General features: G+C 41.0%; 24 protein-coding genes and 2 riboswitches. All 24 genes read right to left on the bottom strand.

What is annotated here, in order from left to right; genetic code table 11:
- The 24 genes from IGJ28_RS07815 to IGJ28_RS07700 all read right to left on the bottom strand — a co-directional run bounded on the left by IGJ28_RS07815 (window position 1) and on the right by IGJ28_RS07700 (window position 25,790).
- A complete protein-coding gene (locus tag IGJ28_RS07815; protein ID WP_002345851.1) occupies window positions 1–264 on the bottom strand; it encodes a EutN/CcmL family microcompartment protein in 264 nt (87 codons plus the stop codon).
- Window positions 255–875, bottom strand: a complete 621-nt coding sequence (locus IGJ28_RS07810; protein ID WP_103301292.1) for an ethanolamine utilization protein — start codon at window positions 873–875, stop codon at window positions 255–257. The genes IGJ28_RS07815 and IGJ28_RS07810 overlap by 10 nt, the downstream gene beginning before the upstream one ends.
- A 14-nt stretch (window positions 876–889) precedes the next feature.
- Window positions 890–1,522 (bottom strand): ethanolamine utilization phosphate acetyltransferase EutD, encoded by a 633-nt coding sequence (eutD, locus tag IGJ28_RS07805; protein WP_025478888.1) that lies wholly within the window; start codon window positions 1,520–1,522, stop codon window positions 890–892.
- Between the two features lie 3 nt (window positions 1,523–1,525).
- Entirely contained in the window at window positions 1,526–2,089 is a 564-nt protein-coding gene (locus tag IGJ28_RS07800; RefSeq protein WP_252712345.1) for a hypothetical protein, read from the bottom strand.
- A gap of 68 nt (window positions 2,090–2,157) precedes the next feature.
- Window positions 2,158–2,445 carry an ethanolamine utilization microcompartment protein EutM gene (eutM, locus tag IGJ28_RS07795; protein ID WP_002345855.1) on the bottom strand — a complete coding sequence of 96 codons (288 nt, stop codon included), beginning with the start codon at window positions 2,443–2,445 and terminating at the stop codon, window positions 2,158–2,160.
- A 153-nt stretch (window positions 2,446–2,598) separates the two neighbouring features.
- A complete protein-coding gene (locus IGJ28_RS07790; RefSeq protein WP_252712346.1) occupies window positions 2,599–4,071 on the bottom strand; it encodes an acetaldehyde dehydrogenase (acetylating) in 1,473 nt (490 codons plus the stop codon).
- Window positions 4,062–4,703, bottom strand: a complete 642-nt coding sequence (locus IGJ28_RS07785) for a BMC domain-containing protein (RefSeq protein WP_171918045.1) — start codon at window positions 4,701–4,703, stop codon at window positions 4,062–4,064. The genes IGJ28_RS07790 and IGJ28_RS07785 overlap by 10 nt, the downstream gene beginning before the upstream one ends.
- Window positions 4,704–4,716: 13 nt before the next feature.
- Window positions 4,717–5,370, bottom strand: a complete 654-nt coding sequence (gene eutL, locus IGJ28_RS07780) for an ethanolamine utilization microcompartment protein EutL (RefSeq protein WP_002345858.1) — start codon at window positions 5,368–5,370, stop codon at window positions 4,717–4,719.
- Window positions 5,371–5,382: 12 nt separating this feature from the next.
- Window positions 5,383–6,285 (bottom strand): ethanolamine ammonia-lyase subunit EutC, encoded by a 903-nt coding sequence (eutC, locus tag IGJ28_RS07775; protein WP_208775192.1) that lies wholly within the window; start codon window positions 6,283–6,285, stop codon window positions 5,383–5,385.
- Window positions 6,286–6,302: 17 nt separating this feature from the next.
- Entirely contained in the window at window positions 6,303–7,667 is a 1,365-nt protein-coding gene (locus tag IGJ28_RS07770; RefSeq protein WP_002345860.1) for an ethanolamine ammonia-lyase subunit EutB, read from the bottom strand.
- Window positions 7,668–7,684: 17 nt separating this feature from the next.
- Complete coding sequence (gene eutA / locus IGJ28_RS07765) at window positions 7,685–9,109, bottom strand: ethanolamine ammonia-lyase reactivating factor EutA (RefSeq protein WP_103301274.1); 1,425 nt, start codon at window positions 9,107–9,109, stop codon at window positions 7,685–7,687.
- Between the two features lie 85 nt (window positions 9,110–9,194).
- The gene (locus tag IGJ28_RS07760) at window positions 9,195–10,628 is read right to left on the bottom strand and encodes a sensor histidine kinase (RefSeq protein WP_041119374.1); all 1,434 of its coding nucleotides are present in this window, start codon (window positions 10,626–10,628) and stop codon (window positions 9,195–9,197) included.
- Window positions 10,629–11,201, bottom strand: a complete 573-nt coding sequence (locus IGJ28_RS07755) for an ANTAR domain-containing response regulator (RefSeq protein WP_041119376.1) — start codon at window positions 11,199–11,201, stop codon at window positions 10,629–10,631.
- Between the two features lie 27 nt (window positions 11,202–11,228).
- A complete protein-coding gene (eutS, locus tag IGJ28_RS07750; protein WP_002345864.1) occupies window positions 11,229–11,576 on the bottom strand; it encodes an ethanolamine utilization microcompartment protein EutS in 348 nt (115 codons plus the stop codon).
- Between the two features lie 159 nt (window positions 11,577–11,735).
- Window positions 11,736–12,866 carry a 1-propanol dehydrogenase PduQ gene (locus IGJ28_RS07745; RefSeq protein ID WP_438845318.1) on the bottom strand — a complete coding sequence of 377 codons (1,131 nt, stop codon included), beginning with the start codon at window positions 12,864–12,866 and terminating at the stop codon, window positions 11,736–11,738.
- A 295-nt stretch (window positions 12,867–13,161) separates the two neighbouring features.
- Window positions 13,162–13,311, bottom strand: a riboswitch (adenosylcobalamin (AdoCbl) riboswitch).
- A 44-nt stretch (window positions 13,312–13,355) separates the two neighbouring features.
- Window positions 13,356–13,937: a cob(I)yrinic acid a,c-diamide adenosyltransferase gene (locus IGJ28_RS07740; RefSeq protein ID WP_041119595.1), complete on the bottom strand. Its 582-nt coding sequence runs from the start codon at window positions 13,935–13,937 to the stop codon at window positions 13,356–13,358.
- Window positions 13,937–14,377 carry a EutP/PduV family microcompartment system protein gene (locus IGJ28_RS07735; protein ID WP_002345867.1) on the bottom strand — a complete coding sequence of 147 codons (441 nt, stop codon included), beginning with the start codon at window positions 14,375–14,377 and terminating at the stop codon, window positions 13,937–13,939. The genes IGJ28_RS07740 and IGJ28_RS07735 overlap by 1 nt, the downstream gene beginning before the upstream one ends.
- A gap of 130 nt (window positions 14,378–14,507) precedes the next feature.
- The gene (locus tag IGJ28_RS07730; protein ID WP_041119380.1) at window positions 14,508–15,275 is read right to left on the bottom strand and encodes an ABC transporter ATP-binding protein; all 768 of its coding nucleotides are present in this window, start codon (window positions 15,273–15,275) and stop codon (window positions 14,508–14,510) included.
- Window positions 15,272–16,279 carry a FecCD family ABC transporter permease gene (locus IGJ28_RS07725; RefSeq protein WP_002345869.1) on the bottom strand — a complete coding sequence of 336 codons (1,008 nt, stop codon included), beginning with the start codon at window positions 16,277–16,279 and terminating at the stop codon, window positions 15,272–15,274. Before IGJ28_RS07725 ends, IGJ28_RS07730 begins: the two co-directional genes overlap by 4 nt.
- Window positions 16,272–17,231, bottom strand: a complete 960-nt coding sequence (locus tag IGJ28_RS07720) for an ABC transporter substrate-binding protein (protein ID WP_252712350.1) — start codon at window positions 17,229–17,231, stop codon at window positions 16,272–16,274. The genes IGJ28_RS07725 and IGJ28_RS07720 overlap by 8 nt, the downstream gene beginning before the upstream one ends.
- Before the next feature lie 218 nt (window positions 17,232–17,449).
- Window positions 17,450–17,615: riboswitch (cobalamin riboswitch) on the bottom strand.
- Window positions 17,616–17,853: 238 nt separating this feature from the next.
- On the bottom strand, window positions 17,854–18,711 hold the full coding sequence (locus tag IGJ28_RS07715) for a class C sortase (protein WP_113850063.1): 858 nt from the start codon (window positions 18,709–18,711) through the stop codon (window positions 17,854–17,856).
- 276 nt (window positions 18,712–18,987) lie between these two features.
- Entirely contained in the window at window positions 18,988–20,865 is a 1,878-nt protein-coding gene (locus IGJ28_RS07710; protein WP_252712351.1) for a SpaH/EbpB family LPXTG-anchored major pilin, read from the bottom strand.
- Window positions 20,862–22,277 carry a SpaH/EbpB family LPXTG-anchored major pilin gene (locus tag IGJ28_RS07705; RefSeq protein WP_252712352.1) on the bottom strand — a complete coding sequence of 472 codons (1,416 nt, stop codon included), beginning with the start codon at window positions 22,275–22,277 and terminating at the stop codon, window positions 20,862–20,864. Before IGJ28_RS07705 ends, IGJ28_RS07710 begins: the two co-directional genes overlap by 4 nt.
- A 3-nt stretch (window positions 22,278–22,280) precedes the next feature.
- A complete protein-coding gene (locus IGJ28_RS07700; protein ID WP_195972115.1) occupies window positions 22,281–25,790 on the bottom strand; it encodes a vWA domain-containing protein in 3,510 nt (1,169 codons plus the stop codon).
- Between the last annotated feature and the right edge of the window lie 123 nt (window positions 25,791–25,913).

Raw genomic sequence — 25,913 nt, 5'->3', positions numbered from 1 at the left:
TTATTCTTCCTCTGCAGCATCGATGACGCCAACGATCATTGCGTCAATAGGTACTTCTGGATTTTCAGCAGAAATTCGAGCAGCATTGCCTTGACTGATCAATACTTTATCGCCAATTCCTGCGCCAGCATTATCCGCTGCAATAATAAAGCCTTGTTTTTGTTCTTCTTGATTCAAAATGTCTACCATCATAAATTTCCACCCGTTTAATTTCTCGTCTTTTCTTGTAGACCACAAACTGCCGGTAACTTTTCCTAAAAGCATGCTTTTTCCCCCTTTATAAGCAACTTTTGAGTGCGCGCATAATCTTGTGCTAATGGTGTCAATTGCGCATTCTTTATTGGAGGAATGCGGTATTCTAGCATTTTTTTCAATTGTTTTTCGGTGATGAAGGTCCGCTTAGGCAATGCCTTAGGCACTGATTTTTTCTGACAGGATTTCCAAAAATCAGCATAGTCTTGCGGGGAGCGATAGAATGTCAGACCAAACTGCTGACATTTGTCTCGATATTCTTGAATTGTCTTTTTCACTTGATATTTAAGCGGTGTTTCTTTCGGAATTGCTGGCAAAGTTTCTAAAACAAGAATCGGTTTTCCTTGTAACAAAAATGAAAGTATTCTTCGGGTCAATAGATCGTTTTCTTGCAGTAAAGCAATACTGGACATTTGAGAAATCGTTAGTTGTTTCACAATCATTCCAGCCGACTCTTGATCTTCACCGGTTCTCCACTGAACAGTGGGAAACTGGGTATATAATTCGGCAGGAATCTCTTTTTTCTCTTGCGAAAAAGCAAGAGCAAGGGTAGGCTTTGGGAGTTGCTGACAGATACGATCAGTAATTTGTTGAACCAGTTCTTCTATTTCAGAAACTTTCATTGTCCAACCTCCTCTTACTTAATGATGTAACCATGAACACCTTTTGATAAACCACAAGCGTTTGCTTCATCATAATCAATATGCATATACGTCGCGAAATGAGGACTGACACGTATCACTACATCATCAAAAATCAATGGTCGCGTGCCTAGTACTTTTACTTGGACGATTTGTCCGTTAGTCACATTGTTTGCTAGGGCATCTTCTGGTGTCATATGGATGTGTCGTTTTGCCACGATCAATCCGCGATCTAATGAAACAGTCGTTGCGCCATTCATCAATGTCACCCCTGGTGTTCCTTCAATCTTTCCACTTTCTCTAACTGGCGCGTTAATACCTAAAATTCGGGTATCTGTCATTGACACTTCGACTTGTGCTTCCTTACGTTCAGGACCTAAAATCACGACATTTTGGAACAGTCCTTTTGGTCCTGCAACAGTGATTCGTTCTTTACATACATATTGACCAGGTTGTGACAAATCTTTTACTTTCGTTAACTGATACCCTGATCCAAATAAATGATCGATTTCTCGACGAGACAAATGGACGTGACGTCCAGAAGCTTCTACTTCAAATGTGTGATTTTGTAGTTGAATTCGTTTGATAACTTCTTCAACAATTTCATTGATTGAATCCAATGTGTTCATCTCCTAGTTCAGTTTTACTACAGTCATTGTTTGGATCAACGCATCCGCCCATTCTTGGAAATACTGATAGCGCCTATCAGGCTTTTCTTCGAATAAGAATAGGATTTTGTTCAATTGAAGTTGGATTTCCTCTGAAGAATAATCCCATTGTCTTCGCTGACTGCTCTCTATCACTACTTGCTCTTGATCAATCGCTTGTTCAATCACCGAGAATTTTCCTTGAATGATATTCTCCAACCAAGCTTGTTGTTTCTCAAAGTACAGCCATAGTTCTGCAGGAAACGTGTCATCTCTCAACATAGGAAAATAAAGAAGATGCTTCAAGTGCTGGATTTCATATTCTATCTTTCGTGATAGTGACTTTGTTTTGATCGAGGAGGTCCGAATAGGACAACTATCGGCTCTTTTCTGAGTACTTGTCGTTACGCTAGTGATATGATGCTCGCGCAAATAACTTTTTGCAGCTGGTGTCAGCAAACTTCCTGAAGGAATAATGAGATCCATTCCCTCATATAACTCTTTACTAAGTACCTTTTTGCGAAGTTCATCTTCGGTAATGACTGTCATAACACCCCTCCTCACTTAATGTTTAGGACAGAAGCCATACTCACTTCTGTCCCAAACATTTAAGATGATCATTCAGTTACAGCATGTGGTAAAATAGCATCTACTTCCGTATGTGGACGAGGGATCACGTGAACAGATAACAATTCTCCTACTCGTTCAGCAGCGGCAGCGCCAGCATCTGTTGCTGCTTTGACAGCACCGACATCTCCACGAACCATGACAGTAACTAATCCGCCACCAACTTGTTCTTTCCCAATCAATGTGACGTTTGCCGCTTTAACCATTGCATCTGCTGCTTCTACCGCACCTACTAAACCACGAGTTTCGATCATTCCTAAAGCGTTTGTACTTGACATTATATTTTCCTCCTAAAATGTTTGTTTTTATTTTTAAAAATTCAAGACGATCCTCAAATGGATTTCAGTCTTAAACTTTAAATCCTAAAGTTATTTTGTTTGCAGTTTCTTTTGTAATTTCTTTTGTAGCTTCTTTGTGCTTGTTGAGATGGCTTATTTAAGCCGATCCATTACTTGAGCGATGATCGTATTGATCAACTCCTCTTTGTTATCCGTGATAGCTGTGTTTGGTGTGATCGTTGTCTGACTAAATTCTCGACGAATATCCTCTAGATCACGAACGCCATAAGCAACTCTACGTAAGTTGAATAAATTTTCAACACCAATATTGTCTGAAGTTGAACTTCCTCCAACAGAGCCGCAGCCGAGAGTCAGTGCTGGAACTAAATTCGTTGATGCGCCAATACCACCAAGTGTTCCAGATGTATTGACAAGCAATCGCGATACGGGCTTTTTGGCACCAAATGCTCGAATGACTTCCTTATTTTCAGTGTGGATGCCCATTGTGTGGCCTGCACCTTCACCTTTAAGGATCTCAATCGATAAAGTACAAGCAGCTTCCCAATTCTCCACTGTATAAAAAGCGATGATTGGTGCCAATTTTTCTCTTGAAAATGGATACTTCAATCCAACATGGGTTTCTTCAGCCACAATCAAGCGACGATCTTGCGGTATAGCCAAACCAACTAGGGATGCGATATGTTGAACCGAGCGACCGACGATTTGCGGATTCATTGTTCCATTTGGTCGTAAGATAAATTTAGCTAACTTATCCGCTTCGTCTGTACTCAAGAAATAAGCCCCTTGCTTGATCAATTCTTCTTTGACCGCTTCACGATTGACATTTTCTACAATAATGGATTGTTCAGAAGCACAAATGGTTCCATTATCAAATGTCTTAGAGTCCATGATTTGCTTAACTGCATGAGGAATATTAGCACTTCGTTCAATATAGGCTGGACCATTCCCAGGCCCCACTCCGATTGCGGGTGTTCCAGAGGAATACGCAGCTTTGACCATTGCATTGCCGCCAGTTGCCAAGATTAAGTTCGTATCGCTATTTTTCATCAATTCACTTGTTGCTTGCATTGTAGGTGTTTGAATGACCGAGACACAGCCTTCAGGGGCACCTGCCGCTGTTGCTGCTTGTTGAATGATCTCAACAGTGGCAACAATCGATTTTAGTGCATTGGGATGGGGGGAAAACACAATGCTATTTGCTGCTTTTAAGGAAATCAGCGCTTTATAAATGACTGTTGACGTAGGATTGGTCGAAGGAATAAGTCCAGCAATCACACCTACTGGTACAGCGATTTCTGTGACCTTTTTAGCCGCATCATCATGAATCACGCCCACAGTCGCTTTATCTTTCAGCTCGTCATAAACGACCTTTGAAGCAAAGGCATTTTTGATGATCTTGTCCTCATAAATACCAAAACCTGTTTCCTCATGGGCCATTTTTGCTAGTTTTTCTCGTTGGGCAAAGGTGGCCTCAGACACAGCTTTTACGATTGCGTCGATTTGTGTTTGTGAGAATGTTGCTAACTCTTGCTGCGCTTCCTTGGCTTTTCTGATCAAATTTCTTGTTTCTTGGATGGAACGTAAATCTTTATCTACTAATTCCACTCGTCTTCACTTCTTTCTATTTCTGCCATAATTGCTTGGATCAACGATTCTTTATTTGCTAATTTGATTTCACTTTTCTTTAATGTGCTCAAATTCATTTTGTATGCTTGTTTGCGTAAATCCACTACTCGTTTACGTTGTAGTTCTTTTAATTGAGCGGCATCGACAACAGGTACTTTGTCTGATGCTTTGGTTTCTAGCACTGATGGCACTGCGTCAGAATTATCTTTAGGCTCTGGCATCACTCTTGATTCTGATTCAGTGTTTGGCAGTGTCACTTTAGATTCTGTTTGTGTTTGTAGATCTGATATTGGGTCTGTTTGTGGTTCTGTCTTTACTTCTGATTGCGATTCTTTTTTTGGCTCTAAATCAGACAAAATGATCTCTGTTTGGGCATCCACTCGAGAAATGACGTGGTGTGCTATCAAGCAATTCAGCTCCTTAGCTACTTCAACACCCACTTCTACTGCTGCATTGACGGCTGCCACATCACCAATAACTTCGACGGTTGTTAATCCACCATGAATAATTTCCGCTTTTAATAATGTGACATCAGCTGCTTTAACGGCTGCATCTGCCACACTGATGGCACCTAAGAAGCCCCGTACCTCGACCATACCTAATGCTTTCATCTGCTACACATCCTTAATAACCCAATGGATTATCGGCAATATTCTGTACTGCCTGTTCAAATGCACTACAAGCAGCTTTACAGGCAGATTGACTTCCTGTCAACAATGCCCCACCAAAATTTGTTTCAGAAGGTGGGCCATAAAAGACGCCCATTTGCACATCTGCAGCCTTCATGGCAGCATCTAAAGCAACCATCGCTTCTAATGGTGGTGCAATAAGGTAAGCAATTGCTTCGCCTTCTGGGATATTAGCTTGTTCAGAAAGAAAACTACCAGTTCTAGAAACAACGTGTGCAAAATATACGATACTATCGTCGTCATTGGCACTATAAAAGCTTGCCTCTTCTTCAATGACTTGGTTTATCACACTTAATCCACTATTGATTTCTGCTGGACTGGGTCCCGCAATGATGCCTATCACTTCACCGGCAAGCTTCGTTGATGCATTTCCGGCTCCAGCATACATACTTTTTCCGTAAACGACTTCGACATCCGCCGCTTTTGTTGCTTCATCCAGTGCAACGTATGTCACATCATCACAATCAGAAGTCACAATTCCTAGGGATCGATGTTCTGGCTTTAACGATAACTCTTTGGCCAAAGCTGGATCCACGTTGGGAATGACTTTCATGCTTAATACGTTGGCACCTAAACGATCATTTTTCATGTCCTTCCTCCTTTACTCTGCTTCTTTCAAATCAATACCCGATTTTTTCTTATCGAGCATTTTTTTGATAACTTCAGCAATATAAGCGCCTGCTTCAACCGCTGGAGTACCACCACGATGAATGTTTGAGATCACTGTTCGTCGGGCTTCCGGCATACCGACAGTTGGCTTATATGCAATATACGCACTCATCGACTCTGCCGTTACCAATCCTGGACGTTCTCCTACTAATAGACAAACAACATCTGCATCTGTGATTTCACCAATTTTATCCATTGCTGGAACGCGACAATATTTTACAAAGAGAACTTGATCAAAATCTAATCCATACATTTTCAATCCTTGTTTGATGGCAGGCAAAACTTCTTTGACATTGGCCTCGATTGCAGCTGAACTCAAGCCATCGCCAACAACCATTTGCACTTTTGCTTTCGGTGTTGTATTTTTGCGAATGATCTCACAGTTTTCTTCATCGAATTGTCGTCCGTAGTCTGGTCGCGTAAGGTATTCATCTTTGCTCGTACAAATCGTTTTTGTAGCAATAAAGCCCATTTCTTTCACTAACTCTTCACTGACATCTGAAAAGACAGCATCTTGTGCTGCTGCATGATCCGCACGAAAACGCAGTGTAGAAGGTGTCAAGTAGCGGGTGCCTGTACGCCCAACCCCTAATCTCGCTGGTGTGTAAGCTTTCATTTTCAATAATCCTTCTGGATCTTTTGCTCCTTTTAGCAATAATTGTTTCCGTAAATCAACTTCTGTGATATCAGGTATCATCCCTGTTTCTATTTCAGCAGTTTCTGTCATTTGAGTTGCTGGTTTTTCTTCTGTAAGAACAGTTGCAGGCGCTACATGGTCGTCCACCATTTCGGACAAAATGCCAACGATCATTTCTTTTAATTCTTTTTCATTCATTCGTGTACTCACCTCGTTTATTTAATAAAAACAGATGCATCTCCAGCGCAACTGGTCAGCTTGCCATTCTCCATAAAGCCCATCTTTTCCATCCACTCTTCAAATTCCTTAATTGGTCGTAGCCCTAACGTCTCACGGATCGTAGCAGTTTCATGGAAGCCTGTTGTTTGATAATTCAACATGACATCATCGCCATGAGGGATCCCCATAATATAGGTACATCCTGCTGTTGCCAGCAACATAGCCAGATTTTCCATGTCATTTTGATCCGCTTTCATGTGGTTGGTGTAACATACATCACATCCCATTGATATTCCAGTCAATTTCCCCATAAAGTGATCTTCTAACCCAGCGCGAATTACTTGTTTTGAATCATATAAATATTCAGGTCCGATGAAACCAACTACTGTATTAACGATGTAAGGGTCAAATTTTTTCGCTAGTCCATAACAACGTGCTTCCATCGTTACTTGATCAGCACCAAAGTTGGCTTCAGAAGAAAGTTCAGAACCTTGTCCGGTTTCAAAATACATTACATTCGGTCCAGCCGCTTGCCCACTGTGTAATGCCAAATCTTGTGCTTCTTCCAAGATAGCGGCATTTAAGCCAAATGCGGTATTCCCTTTTTCAGAACCAGCAATGGACTGGAAGACTAGCCCTGTAGGTGCCCCTTGCCGAATGGCTTCCATTTGTGTGGTCACATGAGCTAAAACACAGGTTTGTGTTGGGATTTCCCATTCACTCCGAAATTCTTCAAATTTATTTAGAATTCGTTTGACACTTTCTGTGGAATCATCTACTGGATTCAAGCCAATCAAAGCATCACCTGCTCCATAAGAAAGTCCTTCCATGACAGAAGCCATAATGCCATCTACATTATCTGTTGGATGATTCGGCTGTAACCGATTGGAGAATGTTCCCGGGCGGCCAATGGTCGTGTTCGCAGTTTTTTCGATGTGAATTTTTTTGGCACCGACGATTAAATCCATATTCGACATTAGCTTACATACAGCAGCAACCATTTCTGAAGTCAAGCCGCGAGAAATACGTTTGATATCGAAATCAGTCGTTTCTGAAGACAAGATAAACTCCCTTAGTTCAGCTACTGTCCAATGTTTGATACTCTCAAAAATTCGCATATTGACTTGATCGATAATAATCCGTGTCACTTCATCTTCGTCATAATCGACAACAGGATGATTGAACAAATCATTTAATGTCAGCTCAGCTAGAACAACTTTTGCCGCCACCCGCTCTTCTGCAGAATTTGCTGCAACGCCAGCTAGTTTGTCACCTGACTTTTCTTCATTTGCTTTAGCTAATACTTCTTTCACTGACGTAAATTGGTATACGTTGCCAAATAATTTGGTTTTTAAAATCATATCCGTGTCGCTCCTTTTTAATTAAATACTAATGTCTTAACAATCACAGGCAGGACTGCACCTTCTGCAACTGGTAGGCCGATATCCGCATAGTCGCCATTTTCCACCTTGACAGAATCGATACAGATGAAAGGATATTCTGGAGGTAAATTGGCACTTAACGCATGGCCCAAAGCTTTAGCCATATCTTCGTCCACCATAACAATGATAGGAATGGCTTCTTTCACTAGACTGTCCAAACCTGCCACGATTCCTTTTCCATATCGCTGAATGTCGTCAAAAGTCGGATTTTTATCCCCTCTGATGGCCAAAGCCACTTGGGGTGTCCCTTCTGTTGTATGCCAATTGAGCTTTTCTCGAATCCGCTCACTCAATTCGGAAGCCGCCAATTCTTCATCTTCTTTGGCTAATTTCAAAATGGGGATATTTTTTATAGGTAAAATCTGTTCGCGATAAGCAATCGTACTGCCACTGATTTCAGCCGTATGGGAGCCTGCGCCAACCACAGTTGCACGAATCGTTTCATTGCTTTGAAGCACTTCTTTTTCCGAAAAAATCAGCGACTGGCGGAGATATTTTCCTAATAGCAAGCCGATGTCCCCGAATTTGAATGGCTCCTTTTCTTCGGCAACAAAGCAGTCCGCCACCCCACCGGAAAATGTGACAAGCGGGATTTCTTCATTCCTTTTGAGGGGATGGTTGGTCACTAATAAATCAAAGAAAGGACTTTTTTCTCCTAAACCCACACTGTTTTCCAAGACATGAACAAGTTCTAAAAGAATCGGCTTGAGAGTTGCTTCCGTCACCTGATCCCCAATGGTAAGAGAAAGCTCTTTTTTCCTAATTATTTCTTGGATTTTTGGTGCGAGATAAGTGACTCGCTGCTGTTTATCGACTTTGATCAACCGACCACCAATATCAAAGCAAGCCGTGTCTATGACCTCGCCATCTTTAAAAACAGCTAAATTGGTCGTTCCACCACCGATATCCAAATTAACGACTGGTTTTCGTTTGCTCTCCGAAAACGTTTGGGCTCCTGCTCCTTTTCCAGCAATAATGCTTTCTAGGTCTGGGCCTGCCGTTGCGACGACAAAATCCCCAGCATACCCGCTTAATGCGTCTAAAACTTTATTCGCATTGGCCTTTCTGGCTGTTTCACCGGTGATGATGACGGCACCCATCTGGATATCTTGCTTTTTAATCCCAGCTTTACGATACTGTTCCGCGACAAATTCATTGATCGGTTCTGCATCAATCTCTGTCTGATTCAATAAAGGTGTAAAGATGATATCACTCCGATAAATGACTTTTTTATTGGAGATGGAGATTCGGGGAACTGTAAAAGCCGAAGCAAAGTTTTCAACCGTCAATTCCGACAATACGAGTTGCGTTGTGGATGTCCCTAAATCGATCCCAACCGTCAAGAGTGTCTCCTTAGACATGTTTTCCCTCCTTTTGCATACAAAAAAGCGCCTAAAGAATTCGTAGAAAATTTCTTTCTACTTTTCTTTAAGCGCCTTTGCTTAATCACTGAACAACATCACTGGTGTTCTGTTCGAAATAAAAACAGGTTTTGGTCCCCTGATCATTTGATTCTATCATAATTTTTCCCTTTAGTTTGTCCTTAACATAGCTTTTTACAATCATTAAGCCCAAACTATTCTCATTCTTTTGATGAACATCATAGCCTTTACCGTTATCCATCACTGTGATAGTAATCATTTTGTTATCTAATGTTCCAATCACTTTCACAACGCCGCTAGCTGGTGAATCAAACGCATGATCGAAAATATTTTGCAGCAGTTCGTTGACGATCAAAGAGATCGTCACCATTTGCTCACTGGAAACCATAATTGCTGGATCCACATCCATGGTCATTTCTAACGATTGTGCCCCTTGAAAAAGATGCCGAAAATTATACATCACTGCTTCCAATGTTTGCCGTAATGCCACGTCGTCCTTGACCTGTTTGGACAGCAATTCATGGGTGGCCGCAATGGCCATGATTCGGTTCACACTTTCATGAAGGACCTTTTTTGCTTCTAAGCTCTGTGTTCTTCGTTCTTGAATACGCAATAAAGAGACAACAGATTGCAAATTATTTTTGACACGATGATGAATTTCACGAATCGCAACTGATTTGGAAATGATTTCGGCTTCTTTTTCTTTGAATTCCGTGTTATCTTGAATGATCATCACTAATTGCGCTTCGGATTCCAGCCAAACTTTGCGGATTTTAAAATAATAATTCAAGTAAGTTGTGTTGCTTTCAATTGGTTGATTGCTGACTTTATACCTCATTTGGTAAAGAACATACTCAAATGTCGTGTAGTCAATGGACAAATTATCATAGCTCATACCAATAATATTATCGCGATAGCCCAATTTTCGATACAATTCCTGTGCATTATTATTGGTAATCAATAGATGACCCGCTGCATCAAAAATCAAAACAGCTTCAGCTAATTGATCAATAAACAACGCATCTACTTGACTCGTTGATTTCGCCACTTTAGCTAATTGGCAATGATTCAGCTCTTCCTTATGCAGATCTGCTTGAATCTCTCCATCTGCTGCCATCTCAACAATAATGACACCAATTGTTCGATGCTCATTTCGAATCGGATAAATATTTTGCTTGATCAACCGATTTTCTTGCGTCACAGCTAGCAGGCCGATACTGTTCAAGCTTGTTTGCATGGTTCGCAACACACCTGGTTCATTTTCTAACAATGCTTCCATACCAACAACATCACCACTGTATAAAGAGTCTGCTTTTGTAGGTGGTTTGTGATAAACGACTAATGCTTGTTGCGACATTTCTTTATACACATCAATGAATACATCCGCACTTTGGTAGAGTGTTGTTGAAGAAAGATAGTTTGCTGTTCGTTGTAACTCTTTGATATCTGACTCAGATAGATTGGTATATTGTCTACATAATTGCGCTAATCGTTTCATCTACTCATCATCCATTACAATTAGTTCAGCAATTTCACCCATCCGCGCTCGTTTATTCATACTTAATGTCCTTAACATTTGATAGGCTTCCTCTTCAGTAATATGATTCTCCTTAACAAGGATCCCCTTGGCTTTTTCGATAATTTTTCGTTCTTCCAACTTCAAACTTAATTTATCGATTTGACTTAGTAAAGATTGCGTCTGTTTTCCTCGTTCAATGCTCATTTCAATTGTAGGTATCAACGACTTTTCATCTAATGGCTTGACTAAATAACCTAGTGCACCGAGTTTCTTTGCCTTTTCCGTATTCTGGACATCACTATAGGCGGACAAAAAGACAATACTACTGGCTAGCTGGTCTTGAACGATCTTCTTACCAGCTTTTAAACCATCTAAAATTGGCATTTGGATGTCCATAATCACTAAATCAGGACGTGTCTTTTTACAAACTTCAATCGCTTCAAATCCATCTGCCGCTTCACCGACCACTTCATATCCTGCCTCTGCCACAATATCACGAATATCCAATCTCGTAATAGGTTCATCATCGACTATTACAATTCGTCCATCCATTCTCTTCACGCCCTTGTCCGTTCGAGACTATGTTCTAGTGATTTTACAAGTTACGGAGAAATTTAAAATCTGTTGCAATCCTTCGATTACTGCTTGTAAAGCCGCCTCAACCGAACTAACATCTCCTGAAATAACGACCGAACCAGAAAACCGATCGATGAAACCGATTTGGATATCCCCGCTTTTCGTTGCAATATCCACTGCGATGATTGCTGCTTCACTCGGGGTGATCGTTAAAATTCCTAGCGCATTGCTTGTTCCTTCAGGTAACCCCAACTTTGTATAAATCTCTTTATTGGGACTTGCAATGATATGCGCCAATGTGACTTGTTTCCCAGGAACATATTCTTGAATCATTCGTTGTTTTTCTTCCAACAAGACTCGCTCCCTTAATTTAGCAAATAAAAAATCCTCAATAAAAAACGTAAAGATTCCACTTTCGCTTTCTACTAAGGAGCTTCTTTGCTCTTAAATTTTGAAGCACGCCGTTGTGCTACCCACATTATATTTTATTGGCTACATCCTGTCAATCGCTTATAAGACAGAGTTCAAAATTTCTATGACTTCTTCTTTTGTTGGCTGAATGGGATTCGTTCTCGTGCAGCCATCTATCAGAGCAGCACTCGCGATTTTCTCACTATTCTCACGTACTTCCGCTTTTGTTAATCCATATTCAGTAAAAGAAGCTGGCATTTGTAGTTTTCTCCGCAATTGCTTGATTTGTCGAATGAGTTGCTGAACGCCGATTCGAGCATTCGTTGTTTTCGTAGAATAGATACAATCAACTAGCTGTGCGTAACGTTTTGCTGTTGCTTCATTTGTTACTTTTCCACTTGCCAAACCACTATTGAATGCAATCACATCAGGTAGCAAAATCGCATTCATACGCCCATGGGGTACATGCAATCGTGCTCCTGCCGCATGGGCGATCCCATGGTTGAGCCCTAATGAGGTTCCATTGAAGGCCATGCCGGCCATACAAGAAGCTAGGTGCATATTTTCTCGAGCTTGCTTATTGTTGCCATCATGATAGGCTATTTCTAAGTTTTCAAAAACCAATCGAACCACTTTTTCACATAGAGCATCTGCAATCGGATTTGCTTCTGTCGACACGTATGCTTCTATGACGTGAGTCAACACGTCCATTCCAGTATCAGCGGTAATCTTCGGGGGAACACTCATGACTAAAGCTGTATCTAAAATGGCCACATCCGGTTGGATCTCATCCGTAACCAAAGGTATTTTTGTTCCAGTTTCAGCAATTGTGATCACAGAAAAATTGGTGACTTCTGAACCGGTCCCACTCGTTGTTGGTACAGCAATGAATTGATCCACTTTGATGTTCATCGTCTGTTCTCCAAAAAACTTCATTGCTTTTGCTGCATCAATCGCCGAACCTCCGCCTAAAGCGACAATCGTATCTCCTTTAAAATCAACCAATTGCTTGATACCTGAAACAATCTTGTCAATCGGCGGATCTGGTACGATGTCACTAAAAATAAGGTATTTGTTGTGTGACAAATGCTTCGTTAAATGATCCACAAAACCTGATTCAACCATGAATGGATCGGTAACCACAAAAACTCTTTTTTCTCGAAGCTTTTCAAGATTGGTTAATGCCCCTTCCCCTGCCCATATTTGGGTAGGAAAATGAATAGTTTCCATATGGATTCCTCCTAATCAAAAAATAGCAAAAAAACGCCTCAAACAAACGAAAAACGTCTGTTTGAAGCGTCTTTGCTTCATTATGTATACGCCATTGTACACCAAACCTTACAAATAGAGTACAACGTCATTAAATGATTGTCAATAAGAAAAGGGAATCTAGCAGTACACCGTTGTACCTGAAATCTCCTTCATCGTTGAAAGACCAGCCCAAAATTCCCTAGACGCACGCCTTCGTGCGAACATATGGATTAACACAAATATCTTGGGCTGGATTTTCAACACAAGCGTTGGAAAGAAACATCCTGTTTTGCCTCGAAACAGTATGCCCAATAATGAAAAATTGAAAAGACCTGACTTAAAAGCAACCCTGCTTTATCACAGTGGCGGGACCGTGCCAGATTTTCACTGACTTCCATTCATATTCTTCATAAAATATTCGTTTAATCTACTTGGAATTTACCACATCTTACTTAGAAAAGCAACTGTCTACAATCCCTCCTCTTTTATTTTATGGAAAACCTTTTCTCCTCTTTCATAAAAAATATCCGGTTCATTGGCTTGAACATTGAGATAGCGTGCCAATGCATAAAAGTAATCTGACAATCGATTCGTAAAAATCAGCACTTGCTCATTGATCTTGGCTGTCCAGTTTAGACGAACAATCGCGCGTTCCCCACGACGAGCGATCGTTCGCGCCACATGGACCATACTAGCTTCTGGTGTGCCACCGGGTAAAATAAACCGATCTATATCCGGAGATTCGGCAGTAAAATAGTCGATTCTTTCTTCTAACCAAGTGACACTTTCTGGTTGTAGTTTAAACGGACGCTTGGCTTCTATTGGTGTTGATAAATCCGTTCCTACATCAAAAAGAAAATTTTGCAAAAGTTTCAATTCATTTTTGACGGCTTGATTTTCTGAAGGTAGTTGACTGATGATATACCCTACCCACGAATTCAATTCATCGATCGTCCCATAACTTTCTACCCGATCGGAATCTTTAGCGACTGTGGTACTGCCCACGAGTTTGGTCATACCTTTGTCCCCTGTTTTTGTATAAATTTTCATCATACCTCATCCTCTTCTAAATAATTGATCAATTCTTGTAAACCCGTTTTTTCTACAGAAGATACTTCAAAAATCTCCTTTGCCCCCGCATTTTTCAGTTGCTGATGAATATGTGCTAATTGATCGGGGTCATTCACTAAATCCACTTTCGTTAAAATGCCAATCACTTTTTTAGGGAATATGCCACCAAATCCTGGGGAAAAAATCTGTTCTGTCTCGAGAGCACTCTGTACTAAGCCAATGACATCAGCTTCAGCTGCTGTGACGTTTAAGGCATTGTAGTACTGACGATGCAATATAAACTCTCCTGGTGTATCAATCATCGTTGTATGGAATTCGACTGCTTGTGTCTTGGCATAACGCAATTCTTTCCCTTGCAGCGCTTGGCATAAAGTTGTTTTTCCGCAACCTATCGCCCCCATAAGAATCATTCGTTTCATACTTTCCTCCATAAAAAAAGCCTAAAGCACGTGTAGTCATACACGAAAACTTTAGGCTCCGTTGCCATTTATTGAAACACGTCATTGTGTTTTCTTTTATATTACCTGTTAAAAAAATACTTGTCAAAAGTTACTGGATATTTTTCCAAGCTTCATGTTGGTGTTGAAAATAAGAGACGATATCTACATCAAAAATATGCTCAAGAAACGCTTTCGAAGCGATGTCTTGAAAATCGCCCTTCGCAGCAATAGTCCCCTCTTTCATAAAAACGATTTCTTCACTCAATGTCAGTGCTAAACGAATGTCATGAAACACACCAATAATTGTTTTTTTAGAGTGAGTGCCCCATTCATTCAACTGATGAATCAATTCTTGCTGATAGCGAATATCCAGATGATTATTAGGCTCATCTAATAAAATGATCTCGGGATCCTGCAGGAATAGTTTGGCTAAAAAAACACGTTGTTGCTGTCCTCCAGAGAGTTGATTGACAACTTTATCTTTGATATCGATCAGATGAGCAGTCTCTAGGTAATGAAGAACCCGTTCTTTTTCTTGTTTAGAGACGATAGGCAAAAAACGATGTGACTGTTGGCGATAAGCCCCCATCAAGACGGTTTCATAGACCGTGTAATCGAAGGCCACCGTTGTAAACTGACTCATCATAGCAACTTTATCAGCTAAGAATTTTCTTTTTAATCCGCCTACTTCTTGTCCATCAATCATGACAGACCCTTTATAAGGAATCAAGCCAGCAATCGTTTTTAGCAAGGTCGTTTTCCCACAGCCATTAGGTCCCAAGATACAGGTCTTGCTTCCTTGCTGAAAGGTTAAAGAAATGTCTGTTAAGATACGAGATTGCTGCAGAGTCACTGCCGCTTTTTCTAATTGAATCATGCTACAGCTCCCCTTTTTTGGAAATAAATATACAAAAAGAATGGGGCGCCAATAAGCGCCGTCACCGCACCAATTGGTATTTCTCTTGGCGATAAGATCGTCCGTGCTATCGTATCTCCTAGCACCATCAATGTCCCTCCTAATAGAGCCGATCCGGGGATTAGCCACCGGTGGGTAGCACCTAAATAACGGCGAACAATATGCGGTGCGATCAAGTCTACAAAACCAATCACACCAACAAACGACACGGCACTTCCTGCCAGTAAACTTGCAAAAAGTATGATTCTTAACTTCACAGTTTTCACTTCAACTCCTGAAAGCATGGCTTGCTCCTCACCTAAACCCAGAACATCCAAATTATTTGCGTCACCCCATAAAAATAATGTACTTAGGATAGCGATAGGGCAATAAATGACGATTTTTGTCCAATTACTGCCGGAAAAGCTCCCCATTTGCCAAAAGACGAGTTCTTTTAAATAATCTTGAAAGAGCGCCGTAATCAACGTTAAAATTGCACCAACAAATAAAGTCATGACCATTCCCACTAAAACGACTGTTTGATTGGACATCTGGCGATCCATCGTACGAGTAAATAGTAAAACAAGAAAAACAGTCGTTAACCCGAAGAGAAAGCCCGTAAAAGGTAATAATAGACTGCCAATGATCGTGGCTGATATACCTGCGACCATGATCAATGCTGCTCCGAGGGAAGCCCCCGCTGAAACGCCTAATGTATAGGAAGAAGCCAATGGGTTTCCCAAAAGAGATTGCATCACTGTTCCACTAACAGCCAACCCAGCACCTACTAAGTATGCCAGCACGACTCGCGGTAAACGAACATTCCAAATAATCCCTTCCAAAATACCATCTTCAGAAATCTTCTTTCCTGCTAGAATGTTGAACAGATCACTGCTGGAGATTGGCACACTGCCAATCTTGATGCCAAGTAAGAGCATTCCCAAACTAATGACGATCAATAGTAAGAGAAAACGCTTTTTATTCATCTTTCAAATCCTTGTACGCTTCTGGATAAATGGCTTTTGCCATTTGCTTTAAAGCTTTTGTCATGTGGTGATTTGGCAAAGAGCTCGATCGATTATCAATGGCAAATACTTCTTTGTTTTGAACCGCAGGTACTTTTTCCCAATTTTTCCGTTCCAAGATTTCTTTTGCCGGATCGTCAATATAGTCAACATTCGTTAGGATAACATCGGGTTTTGCAGCAATTGCTGCTTCTTCTCCGACAGGAAGCCAGCCTTTCTCGTTTGCTAGAACATTTTTGGCACCAATCGTTTCGATCATTTCATTTAAAAATGTCCCACTTCCAAAACTATAAATATCTGGTAATGCAGCTACTTCAAATAAAACACTCTTTTGATTCTTGATAGTTTTGCCGATTTTTGCAACATCATCAATTTCTTGAGTCATCTTATCGACTAGTTTTTGTCCTTTCTCATGCTCTGACAAACTATCAGCAATGAATTGGACGTCTTCTTTAATGGCTTGAATACTGGTACTTGTCGGTATATTGACAATCGTGATCCCGGCATCTTCTACTTGCTGCCAGACACTTTCAGAACTTGCTAAATTAATGTCATTCACATAGACGATTTGCGGTTTCAATGCAATCAATTTTTCTGCATCAATCGCCATCATATCCATTTGAGGTAATGCCTGAAGCGCTTCATTCAGTGACCCGCTTTGCATGTCAACAGCAACCAAATCATTCGTTTTTCCTATATCATCAATAACTTCTGTTACTGATGGAACCAGTGAAACGATTTTAGTTGCCTCTTTAGGCAATGAGATCTCTTTCCCACTACGGTCTTTCGTCGGCAAATTTTGTTCTGTTTTCTCAGTTGAAGCCGTAGCTTCGTTTTCTTGTTTGCCGCAACCCGCTAATCCAATCCCAGCAACTAGTCCGATGGTCATGATCGTCATTAGAATTTTTTTCATCTTTTTTTCCTCGCATTCAACTTTTTTTGAATTTTTCTTCCAACCCTTACGGATAAATCGATTATTCTTCTTTCCTACGGTTTGTCTATCCCTCCTTTTACTTTGTATCAAAAAACAAAAAAAACCACTTTTCCTTTAATAGAAAAAGTGGTTCATTAACAGTACTAACAGTAGATCAAGCCAGTTATCGTCGAAGCCCCTTCTTTTTCCTACAAAAGAATGAATAGACTTATCAAGCCGGTATCCTGACTTAGCTTCTTCTTACTCCCAATCCTTCCAGAATAGAATCATTCTGTGGTTCTATTGGTTTCATCCACCATACAGTAGGTAGGTCTGTAGAGGATTCACACCTCTTTCCCTGACACTTCATAAGTATACGTTTATTGTATCTTCTTTGATAGCTAGTTTTCAAAAGGATCAGCAGACGTCCTTGTCCACTAATACACCCTCATTATAGCGTTTACGAATATTTTGTCAATCCTCTTAACGTCTTACGGCAGGTTCGATAGCATAAGAGATACAAAGGTTGTGCTGGCTAGCAAATAAATCAGCTTTCTTTATGCCCTGTAAATCAAAAAAATTTTTTATTAAAAACAGGGTTTCTTTGATCAGCCAACTCATTTTATCTGCTAGATACTGGAGGGTTCCCAGTTTTTTTCTTTCGCCGCTTATACCACCAAATACAAAAAACGAGGAAGCCGCAGGCAGTAAAAATGAGGATCCACAGAAACTGCTGTTGTTGCTGTTTGACTTTCTTTATGTCATCAGTGACTTTCGGATGATAAGGAATCCGGTGTCCTCTTACCAATAATCGATGACTATTGATCATGTAGGGAGTGCAGGTCAACAATGTGACAAGATCTTTACCAGATTCAATCTGAAGGTCTTGTGTATCGGTGGGGACAACAGTTTTGATTTGATCGACTTGATAAACGAGTGTTTCGCCGTAGACTTCTAAATAAAACTCATCGCCTTCCTGCAATTCTGGCAAATCAGTAAATAGTTTTGCTTGCGGCAATCCACGATGACCCGAAATGACGGCGTGGGTATTTTTGCCTCCTGTAGGAAAAGAAGTCCCTTCCAGTAATGAGCTGCCTTTTTCCAACAATGCTGAATTGGTCTTGTCAAAAATAGGGACTCGTACATTGATTTTGGGGATCGTTAACACACCGATCGTATGGCTTTCAAAATACGATTTATCTGGTTTTTTACTGATTTTCTCTGCTTCAGAGAATGGATCCAGTCCGGGGGAGCCGCCTTCTTTGGCTAACTGTTGATTTTTGTCGATCTGCGCTTGCAACTTCGCCATTGCGGCGGCATTTTCTTGATTTGCTTCTGCTTGGTAATGCGCAATGATCTGTTGGTCCAAATAATTATTCAGTGCATCGCTAATGAATGGGTAGGAAAAAATCCCTACACCAATCAACAACAAAAGGATCATCAATCGATCGACTATCTGGTGTCCTCTTTTTTGTTTCATCGTTTCCTCCTCAAAAAAATTAAAGGAGCTGTGACAAAAGACTTGTCACAGCTCCGTTTTCCGAACAAGTGGTTCAACAAGCGGTTAGAATCAGCTTCTTCAAAAATAGCTTTTCAAAAAAATGGGAAAAGCTATTTTTGAAAATCCTTTCTTATTTCTTGAAGCGGACCACGTCTGTTGCAACCTCCCGTTTTTATCTGACTAGGTCGAAATAGCTGAGATCTGCTTTTGAGGCTGCCAATTTTTCTAGAAGTGAAAATCTAGCAAAACAGAAACTCAACGAGTTTCTTTTCGTTTCATGAAATACAAACCCACAATGATCAAGATCAGCGTACCGCTGCCTAAATAAAGATAGATGCCTTTTCCGCCTGTAGAAGGCAATGTTCCTTTGTGTTTGTTAGGCACTTTTTCAGGAGCAACTAATTCTTCTGTGGTTCCGTAAGAATGCTCATCCACTGTAAATTGGATTCGATTTGTTAGTAATACATAATTTTCTGGCGCTGCAGTTTCTTCCAAATAATAGGAACCATATTTTAGTCCAGTAATGACGACTAGACCATCAGCTTGCGTCGTGAATGTTGTTGCATCTGCTTTGTTTGCCACCCAAGTCACTGTTTTCGCTGCTTCATCGACCTTCAAATAGTTTGCACCCTCACTATTTTGATCACGTACAACGAAAGAGGCACCTGCTAGAGCTTGCGTGGATGAAACATCCCCATCGACTTTGATAAATCGTTTCCCACCGGTGACGACTTCTACTGTTGGTGGCGTTTGGTCATTGGTATGACCATTATCAACATTGGCTTCGTTTTTAAAGCCTTTCGTTGGATCTGCTTTTTCATTTAGATGCATGAAGTAAACAAATTTTAATGTACCTCCTGGTGTTAAAGAAGGGATGAACGCTGGATCGACAGCGACGGTGAAGCCATTTGTCTGTTCAGTTACTTGATAGTTTTCAGATGCGATCAGTGTATCACCATCATAAAGAGCATAGGCTGTATCTCCTGAAGGTGTATTGTCAAAGGTCAATGCATCATCATGGGTATCTACTAAGTTAAATTTGTTGTATTTATTGGCATTTCCTTCTTTATCAGCAATACCTAATGGAATATTGACCGCAATCTTGTACTTGATCTTTTCACCAATCGCTACATCTTTGCCGTTTAAATTAGGCGTTGTTTTTTCAACGTTTGATGTATCATTTTTAACGGTTTTTTCTACTGGGGTTTGATTATCCGCTTCAATAGTGAAGGGTGTCTTTGTTTGATCATCAATCAATTCAGCATTGTTCGGTGCTTTGACCTCTTCAAGCGTATAGGAACCCACTTCAAGATTCTTCACCGTTAGTTCACCAGTTTTCTCTTCAGATTCTGTAAAATCATCTTCGCCGATTCCATAGCTTTTACCAGTAATAAAATGCTTTGCTTGTCCTTTGTCGGTTGTCCAAGTGTGGAGACCATCTTTTACCCCTTGAATATACTTGGTCGTACTTGGGGAACCTTCATTTTTTGAGAGTACGAATTCTGCACCATTCAACGATTCATTTTCAGCAGTACCTCTTTTTTTCACATGTAATGCCCCATCATTTGAAACGATATTTTTGGGGTAAACATGAACCGTAGATAATTCTTCTGTCCCATAGTTATACGAGCCGTCTGATTGCTTGATCATCTCATAAACCGGGAAGGCAATGACCATATTGGCAGCAGCCGCTACCCCAGATTTTGGTTCTTCTTTGATGACGTAGACAGCATCTTTGTCGTTTTGTTTTTTCGGTACATTTACGTTAATATTGCCATCTGCATCTGTTATACCTTCAGCTATTGGCGAACCTGGGGTTAGACCTTGAACTGCTTGTTTTGCAGCTTCGACAGTTGCCCCGGCTGCTCGTTGCGCATAAAATTCTGACGTCACATTATAAATGCGGAAAGTGACATCTGCAAGACCTTGATATTGATCAAAATCACTCATCTCTTTCCCACTATTTTGAATGAGCGGATCCGGAAGATCGGTCATTTTCTTTTTATGAATGACGATTTGGGCATTGCTTGCATTTTCCTCAGCATAAGCTGCTGTACCCAACCCATTGATAAAAACAGGTAATGTTAGTAATAGCGTACTTAATAAGTACCATACTTTTTTTGCTTGTTTCATTTTCTTTCTCCTCGTTTTTGTTTTTGGTCAATCAGCCCAGCAATGACAAAACCTATCAATGCTACACCGGCTAAGATCAATCCTGTTGCTTGTTGCTCATTAGTCTTTGGTAAAAAACCAGTATGTTTCTTGTTGATGATTGCCAGTGGGGTAGCTGCTTTTCCATTTGTTGTATAGGAATTTTTTTCAACCACAAACGGAATGGCTTTTTGATTAAGCAAGTAATTTTTGGGGGCTTGGATTTCTTCCAAGAAATAGTGGCCATCTTTTAACCCTTTGACGGAAAATTCTCCGGCTTGATCAGAAGTGAATCGTTTAGCTCCCGCTTTTTCTCTTTGCCATTGATAACCATTGGCTGATTCATGCAAATAGGCTCCCGTTTGATTTTTTACGACGAATACGGCATTTGCCAATGTTCGCTGCGGATCTTGACTATCTCTTTTGACGAACCGTTTCCCACCAGTCCGTATGTCAACTTTTTTGTTGATGGTATGTTTATCTGTCAGCAATTGCCCTTCATTTACGATCTCTGTGTCAGGCTCTGCATTCATTACTTTCATTTGGTAAGAGACTTGCAATTTTTGATTGGCAAATTTTTCTAGCTGCTGAATAGAGAAATCCAGGACAAAGCCATGATCCGTTGTTTGAAGTGTATATCCTGTCATAACGGATGTTCCTACTTTTACTGTGATCGTTTCTGGTAAGAGAAATAAGGCAGAATCTGCTGTATCCGATAGTTGGAATTGTTGGTAATCCAAGATATTTTCTGGGATATGTGTTGACAGCTGATAATCCACTCTCTCGCCATAGGTAAAATCAGAGGTTTTGGACTGCACTTCTTTTTCAAGAGGCGGCAAATCGTATGCCTTCTCTTCATTTTTTGGGTACAAATGAATCGTGGTCATTTGATTCCCTTTCTGATCAAGAACTGGCAAAACAACGACCAAGTTTCCGGCTTTCTCTTTCACGACATTAGGAGCCTCTGCTTCCACGAATAAATAGACCTTATCCCGCTGCTGGCTGTCCTTGGCTGCTAATGTGAAGCTAAGTAAACCATCTTCTCCTTGGATCTTCTCGGTCTTTCCTTCGGCAATCAGGGATCCGGCTGCAGGACCTTGCTCAGCCAACTTTCTTTGCGCAGCTTCCACCGATTCACCATCTGCCCGTAATTGATAGAAAGAATCGGTGACATCGTATACGTGATAGGTGACATCATTTAAACCGCGGTAAGCTTGAAGCAATGTACCTTCTCCGGAATTGATTTGTTCCTGGGGTAACTGCCCTTCAGGAAATAGTAACTTGTGTAACGTGATGCGAACATTCGCTTGCATTTCTCCTGCTGAAACTTGTTGGGAGAAACCTAGTAACACAACTAGAAAAATGCATACACTAAACCAACGCATGCTTTTCATCCGCTACCCCCTCCTTTCTAATCGCTGGAGGTATAAGTAGATACCAGCGATGGCGATCGAACTAAAGGCGAGTAGATAAATCCCTAATCGACCACTTCCACCTGTTTCCGGCAGTGGAACTTTCGCCTGATTGGTCACATCTAGTGTAATCTGGTTGTTTTTTTCTCCAGCAACTAACACATCAGCGACTTCTTCGCCAGCAATCTGTACTGAGCCATCTTCATTGATCACAATTTCAATTGGCTCTTTCAATCCTTGATACCCTTCTGGCGTATATGTTTCCGTCAAGACATATTTTCCCGGCTGTAACTGATCAAAGACAAACGTATCCGTCTCTTCTCCTGATCGTTCAATGTCTGTATTTGGACCCGTCAAACGGAATTCCGCCCCTTTTAATGGCGTCTGATCGTCGGCCTTTTTGTGGACGGTCAAGTCAAAGGCTTTTAACTGGTTTTGATGATTCAACGTCCATTCTTTACTTTGTTTATCCACATTTTTGCCGTCGTAGTGAATCTTTCCATATTTATCCACCGTAAATTCATAGTTGCCGGCGATCGTGTCATACCCCAATGGACCTGAATCTTCGACCATTCGGTATTGACCTGGCTGATCCAATATAAAATGGGCTACCCCTGAATCCGTTGTTTTTTCCGTAGCGATCGTTTGATAACGGTCTGAAGAATTTTTCTTTTGCAACGAAAATGTTGCCCCAGATAAATTTACTTCATTCCCGTCTTGCAGCGTATACTTGCGAATGCCGATTGGCAATTCTGAAAATTGATTAACCACGGTCAGTGTGATCACTTGTTCTTCTGTAGAAACCTCATCCCCATCGATTGTCACAATTCCCTCTGAAGTGACTTCGATTTGCCAAGTTGTTTTCCCACGTTCATGTCCAGCAGGAGCTTGCACTTCTGTGAGAGTATAGGTTTCACCTTTTTGCAGTCGGACATTTTGCGGCAAGGAGTAGCTGCCATCTTGATTATCGATCAATGTCGTACGGCCATTTTTGCCAGTTAATTCAAACACAGCACCTACCAGATTTTTTTCGCCAGCAGAAGAGTTTTTGATCACTTTAAGTGCTAATGGCTGAAACTGTTTCGTGTTTTTCCACGTTGTTTCATCTACTTTTTCTTGCTCATAACCGGGGACAGTTAGCTCTCGAGTCGTTTGATAGCTGAAATCTTGTCCCCGATTATTGTATTTGGGTAGACCTAAGGTTTCGGCATAGGCATCATCTGCTGACTTTGAAAGCTGTGTTACACTAGTGCGTTCCCATAAGCTTCCGGTATCATTTGACGGTTGCGAAATCTTGATGTAGCCTGTTTGCCAATTTGTCGTATCTGAAACTTGTTTTCTGGTCACTTCATAGATAACATTTTCTGGGCGGCTGCTCGGATCATGATCATATTCTTCCCAGATTTTTTTGAAATCAAGCTTGACTCCTGGTGCTTTCCCCGATGGCACTCCAAAATCTACCACTTCATCTGCTGTTGCTACTGGTTGGAAGGTTGTTCTGCCATTCATCGGGTACCAGAAATCAGGTTTGAACGTTGCTGATTCTGTCTGGATCCTGACTTGATAATGGATCTGAATTTCTTGATCTTTCCCTAAATAAATTTCATCACTACGAACGGTGTTCCCTTCAAATGAGAGTGTGGGCATGGCTTGTACTTGAAGGGACCCGACACTTTTGACTGTTAATGTATTTGGTTCGTAACTAAACGGTTCAGCAATCGGATCGGTTACTTTGCCGTTTGCCACAGTTCCAGATATCTGAACCGCTTTTCTCGCGAGATAATCAGAAATATCCGGTGCATGATCGGCTGATTCATAGTAAAGATCACCATTCTCATCCGCAGACACCATTTGCCGCATCTTGTTTTCTACTTCTTGTTTGGATAATCCCGCATTAGTATCACTTTGCAGTTGAATGCCTAATCCATGAATTTCAATTCCTCGCTGCTTTAATGCCATTGCTTCACCAATAGTTGCGATAAACGTACTGTTGATCAATTTATTGGTATTTCTTTGGTCTGGAGCATAGTAGCTGTTAGAAATACGAGAAGTACTGCCCGGCTGGTCTTGTCTATTGGTAAATTGGGTGCCGTAATAGCTGCCATTCGTTTCTGTTTGAACTTTGCTGACTTGGTAGGAAAAAGTGGGAACACCATCTGTCAGTAGAACAATCACTTTTTTGTGTCCATTTGGTGTTGCCAACATGTTTCCGGCATCTCGCAGGGCTTTTTGCGTGAAGGTTCCCCCAGTAGTACTGCTTGGAGTAATCGTCTTAATGGCATTTTTGACCGAATCAAAGGGGCCCATCGCGACCGAATCATTCTTGTATCCATCACTTGAATACCCAACATAGCCCATATGAATGTTGTCTGTGATTCCACTTTCTGCTAGCGTATCTACAAATCGATCCACCCCTTTTTGGACCTCGCCAATTCGATTGTTGTCATTCATACTACCTGACCAGTCAACTACTAAAACCAAATCTAACGGTGCGATCTCCTTTTGGACATTTCCGCGAATATTTAGGTATACATCAAATAATCCAGGTGTCGTGGTCTCTTTGGCATACTTGCGAATGGCATAGTCTGCTTGGGAACCAGTCCCACCATATTCAATATAGGAATTGGTTTTGTTCGTTGGTTCCCCGTTCCATTCCGTTTGCCCATCCCATTGTGCAGCTCCGTCTTTGTTTCCTTGATGGTTGCGCACATTCTGATTCCCAGTCGGTTGCCAGCTTGCTGTCGGATAGGTTCCTGACGCATCTGTCGTATACTGAGGGAGGATTGCTTTATGACTGCGATCGAACACTGGATCAGAAGCAACGCTAGGGAGTGAAAAAGGTTTTATCACTTCATCTGCAGCTGTTGATCTTTCAGATGCTTCAGATGCTTCAGGTCCTTCTGTTTCTCTGTTTTCTGTCAGCGTTTCGTTGGTATTTGATGGATTTATTGATTTTGACTCTTCGGATTCTGCTGAATGTGTATCTGTAGCAGCTGTTTCCTTTACAGCATCCGTTTCTGCTCTAGAAGTATTGTCCTGGGTGTCAGTCGGTTTTTCCTTTGTTGCCTGCGGCATGACAACAGAGACCTTTTGGATCTGACCTTCGTAAATTAATTCTGGTGCTTGCTCGGTCAAAAAAGAATTTTTCTCAACGGGCAGCGTCAGTTGAATGGTCTGATTTAGTTGAGGCTCTATTGTCAGATAGAGGGTATTGTGTTTAATTTGATAACCGTATCCCTCTTGTTTTTCTTCTACTTCTTTTAGCTTGGCATGATCCATTCTTATTTCTTTTTTTATGGGCTCATTTGTTTGATTCGTGAGTGCGACATCTAGTAATAGCTGTGGCTGCTCAGAATCATCTGATATGATTTTGGCAGATAGAATAGCTGCCCCATTAATAGTTTCTGCTCTAACGATTATGGATGTGAAATAGGAGCTAACCAGCATAAATACTGCTCCTAAAACCCACAACTTCCTCAGTATATTAATTTTCATTCTCCCCTTTCATTTGCGAACCAATAGCAAATCCCAATAGCCTGCATGCTGGAAATTTGTTATTCTAATCAGATACCTAAGTATACATAGAAGGGAAGAATCAAATCACACCAGCTTTCATAC

The organism is Enterococcus sp. AZ091 (genome assembly GCF_051714805.1).
GTDB lineage: Bacteria > Bacillota > Bacilli > Lactobacillales > Enterococcaceae > Enterococcus_D > Enterococcus_D gallinarum.
The sequence above is the reverse complement of the archived record's forward strand: the minus strand, read 5'-3'. Positions and strand labels throughout refer to the sequence as shown.

Bases quoted from the DNA above. Each gene is read 5' to 3' on its own strand.
- IGJ28_RS07815 (WP_002345851.1), bottom strand. From the start codon at position 264: ATGCTTTTAGGAAAAGTTACCGGCAGTTTGTGGTCTACAAGAAAAGAC.
- IGJ28_RS07810 (WP_103301292.1), bottom strand. From the start codon at position 875: ATGAAAGTTTCTGAAATAGAAGAACTGGTTCAACAAATTACTGATCGT.
- eutD (WP_025478888.1), bottom strand. From the start codon at position 1,522: ATGAACACATTGGATTCAATCAATGAAATTGTTGAAGAAGTTATCAAA.
- IGJ28_RS07800 (WP_252712345.1), bottom strand. From the start codon at position 2,089: ATGACAGTCATTACCGAAGATGAACTTCGCAAAAAGGTACTTAGTAAA.
- eutM (WP_002345855.1), bottom strand. From the start codon at position 2,445: ATGTCAAGTACAAACGCTTTAGGAATGATCGAAACTCGTGGTTTAGTA.
- IGJ28_RS07785 (WP_171918045.1), bottom strand. From the start codon at position 4,703: ATGAAAGCATTAGGTATGGTCGAGGTACGGGGCTTCTTAGGTGCCATC.
- eutL (WP_002345858.1), bottom strand. From the start codon at position 5,370: ATGAAAAATGATCGTTTAGGTGCCAACGTATTAAGCATGAAAGTCATT.
- eutC (WP_208775192.1), bottom strand. From the start codon at position 6,285: ATGAATGAAAAAGAATTAAAAGAAATGATCGTTGGCATTTTGTCCGAA.
- IGJ28_RS07770 (WP_002345860.1), bottom strand. From the start codon at position 7,667: ATGATTTTAAAAACCAAATTATTTGGCAACGTATACCAATTTACGTCA.
- eutA (WP_103301274.1), bottom strand. From the start codon at position 9,109: ATGTCTAAGGAGACACTCTTGACGGTTGGGATCGATTTAGGGACATCC.
- IGJ28_RS07760 (WP_041119374.1), bottom strand. From the start codon at position 10,628: ATGAAACGATTAGCGCAATTATGTAGACAATATACCAATCTATCTGAG.
- IGJ28_RS07755 (WP_041119376.1), bottom strand. From the start codon at position 11,201: ATGGATGGACGAATTGTAATAGTCGATGATGAACCTATTACGAGATTG.
- IGJ28_RS07745 (WP_438845318.1), bottom strand. From the start codon at position 12,866: ATGGAAACTATTCATTTTCCTACCCAAATATGGGCAGGGGAAGGGGCA.
- IGJ28_RS07740 (WP_041119595.1), bottom strand. From the start codon at position 13,937: ATGAAAATTTATACAAAAACAGGGGACAAAGGTATGACCAAACTCGTG.
- IGJ28_RS07735 (WP_002345867.1), bottom strand. From the start codon at position 14,377: ATGAAACGAATGATTCTTATGGGGGCGATAGGTTGCGGAAAAACAACT.
- IGJ28_RS07730 (WP_041119380.1), bottom strand. From the start codon at position 15,275: ATGATTCAATTAGAAAAAGCGGCAGTGACTCTGCAGCAATCTCGTATC.
- IGJ28_RS07725 (WP_002345869.1), bottom strand. From the start codon at position 16,279: ATGAATAAAAAGCGTTTTCTCTTACTATTGATCGTCATTAGTTTGGGA.
- IGJ28_RS07720 (WP_252712350.1), bottom strand. From the start codon at position 17,231: ATGAAAAAAATTCTAATGACGATCATGACCATCGGACTAGTTGCTGGG.
- IGJ28_RS07715 (WP_113850063.1), bottom strand. From the start codon at position 18,711: ATGAAACAAAAAAGAGGACACCAGATAGTCGATCGATTGATGATCCTT.
- IGJ28_RS07710 (WP_252712351.1), bottom strand. From the start codon at position 20,865: ATGAAACAAGCAAAAAAAGTATGGTACTTATTAAGTACGCTATTACTA.
- IGJ28_RS07705 (WP_252712352.1), bottom strand. From the start codon at position 22,277: ATGAAAAGCATGCGTTGGTTTAGTGTATGCATTTTTCTAGTTGTGTTA.
- IGJ28_RS07700 (WP_195972115.1), bottom strand. From the start codon at position 25,790: ATGAAAATTAATATACTGAGGAAGTTGTGGGTTTTAGGAGCAGTATTT.